At 71.2% G+C, this 2233-nt stretch carries 3 protein-coding genes; all 3 read left to right on the plus strand.

Annotation, left to right across the window (positions count from 1 at the left end):
• The first annotated feature begins 167 nt into the window (after positions 1-167).
• A complete protein-coding gene (locus tag HMPREF3105_RS05560) occupies positions 168-425 on the plus strand; it encodes a twin-arginine translocase TatA/TatE family subunit (protein ID WP_002855080.1) in 258 nt (85 codons plus the stop codon).
• A 20-nt stretch (positions 426-445) separates the two neighbouring features.
• A complete protein-coding gene (tatC, locus tag HMPREF3105_RS05565) occupies positions 446-1303 on the plus strand; it encodes a twin-arginine translocase subunit TatC (RefSeq protein WP_070708942.1) in 858 nt (285 codons plus the stop codon).
• A gap of 74 nt (positions 1304-1377) precedes the next feature.
• On the plus strand, positions 1378-2233 hold an 856-nt coding region (locus HMPREF3105_RS05570; RefSeq protein ID WP_141762442.1), incomplete at its 3' end, for a DEAD/DEAH box helicase.

Raw genomic sequence — 2233 nt, forward strand, 5'->3', positions numbered from 1 at the left:
CGACGCCGGCGTGGCGGCCGCGCTGGTCGGACGCCACGGCGGCGCCGTCGAGGTGCTGGCCCCCGCCGACCTCCGGACGTCCGTGGCGGACGCGCTGGGCGATGCCCTCGCGGCCCTGCCGGCGCGGTAGCCTGGACCCCGGAACCCCATCGAAAGGACCCTTCATCATGGCTGGACTCCAGGGCTGGCAGCTCGTCATCATCATCCTGCTCGCGATCCTGCTCTTCGCGGCGCCGAAGCTGCCCGCGATGGCCCGCAACCTCGGCCAGTCGATGCGCATCTTCTCCTCCGAGGTGAAGCAGATGCGCACGGAGGGCAAGGGCACCACGGACGAGCGCTCCGGCGCCGGCTCCACCGCCGCGGACGAGCCGGTCGAGGGCCGCGTCGTCGAGCGTGACGAGACCGACCCGCGCGACCCGCGCTGAGCCGGAAGGACCCCCACCCGATGACCGAGGTCGACGAGGTCGCCCGCCGCACCCGGCGCCGCCGGAAGCGGCGGGACAACCCCACCGGCGAGATGCCGCTGCGCGAGCACCTCACGGAGCTGCGCAACCGACTGCTGAAGTCGGCGCTCGCCGTCGCGGTCGGCATGGTGATCGGCTTCCTCGTCTACCAGCCGGTCATGGCGGAGCTGTTCCGCCCGGTCAAGGAGATCGCCAGCCAGGGACACACGGCGGCCGTCGCCTATGACACGGTGGCCTCGCCGTTCGACCTCATGCTCAAGGTCAGCATGTTCATCGGGCTCATCCTGTCCAGCCCGGTCTGGCTCTACCAGATCTGGGCATTCATCGTGCCGGGTCTGAAGAAGGCCGAGAAGAAGTACGCCCTGGGCTTCATCGCCGCGGCCGTGCCCCTGTTCATCTTCGGCATCGCGCTGGGGTGGCTCGTGATGCCGCAGGCCGTCCAGTTCTTCGTGGGCTTCACTCCCGAGGGCGGCGCGAACCTCCCGACGGCGTCGGTGTACATCAGCTTCGTCACGCGTCTCTACCTCGCGTTCGGCGTGGCCATGGTCCTGCCGGTGCTGCTGGTGGGACTGAACATGCTCGGCATCCTGCCGGGCCGCACGATCGTCCACCACTGGCGCATCACCGTCTTCGTGATCATGCTGATCGCCGCGATCGCCGCCCCCGGTGCGGACGCCATCTCCATGTTCTACATGGCGATCCCGCTCGTCGTCCTCTTCGGCGTGGCCATCGTCCTGTGTCTGTGGGGCGACCGGCGTCGCGACCGTCGGAAGGGCCAGCGTGAGATGGACGTCGAGGCGGAGCTCGCCGCAGGCCCGAAGCCGCTCGATCAGATCTGAGCGGCGCCCGCCGCAGCCCTCCCGCCCGGACGCACGAGCACGACGGTGTCCGGACCCGCCAGTAGGGTGGGGCCATGGCCCACCATCCCGCGTCCGCGACCCCGCACGACGAGCCCGAGCTGAGCCCGGCGGAGCGCTACGCCCGTGCCCGGGCGGCCCGGCACCACGCCGGCTCCGAGCTCGGCCGGTTCGCCGCACGCGTGGGCTTCCCCCTCGACGACTTCCAGCGCCGCGCGTGCGCCGAGGTCGAGGACGGCCACGGCGTCCTCGTCGCGGCGCCCACCGGCGCCGGCAAGACGGTGGTCGGCGAGTTCGCCGTCCACCTGGCCCTGGCCCGCGGCACGAAGGCGTTCTACACCACCCCCATCAAGGCCCTCAGCAACCAGAAGCACGCGGACCTCGCCCGCGTGCACGGCGCGGAGAACGTCGGCCTGCTCACGGGGGACACCTCCGTCAACCCGGACGCGCCCGTCGTCGTGATGACCACCGAGGTGCTGCGCAACATGCTGTACGCGCAGTCGGACACCCTCATCGACCTCGGCTTCGTCGTCATGGACGAGGTCCACTACCTCGCCGACCGGTTCCGGGGCCCGGTGTGGGAGGAGGTCATCATCCACCTGCCCGAGCACGTGCAGCTGATCTCCCTGTCCGCCACGGTGTCCAACGCCGAGGAGTTCGGGGCCTGGCTCGACACGGTCCGGGGCGCCACCACCGTGATCGTCTCCGAACACCGGCCTGTGCCGCTGTGGCAGCACGTCATGGCCGGGGGTCGGCTCTACGACCTGTTCGCCGAGGACATCGCCTTCGAGGACACCGCGGACCGGGACGGGGAGGCCCTGCTCAACCCCGAGCTCAAGCGCCTGGGGGAGGAGGCCGAGCGCCGGTTCCAGCGCGCCGACTGGGGACGGCCCGGGCGGCAGCAGCACCGCG

The organism is Micrococcus sp. HMSC31B01 (assembly GCF_001816085.1).
Classification (GTDB): domain Bacteria; phylum Actinomycetota; class Actinomycetes; order Actinomycetales; family Micrococcaceae; genus Micrococcus; species Micrococcus luteus.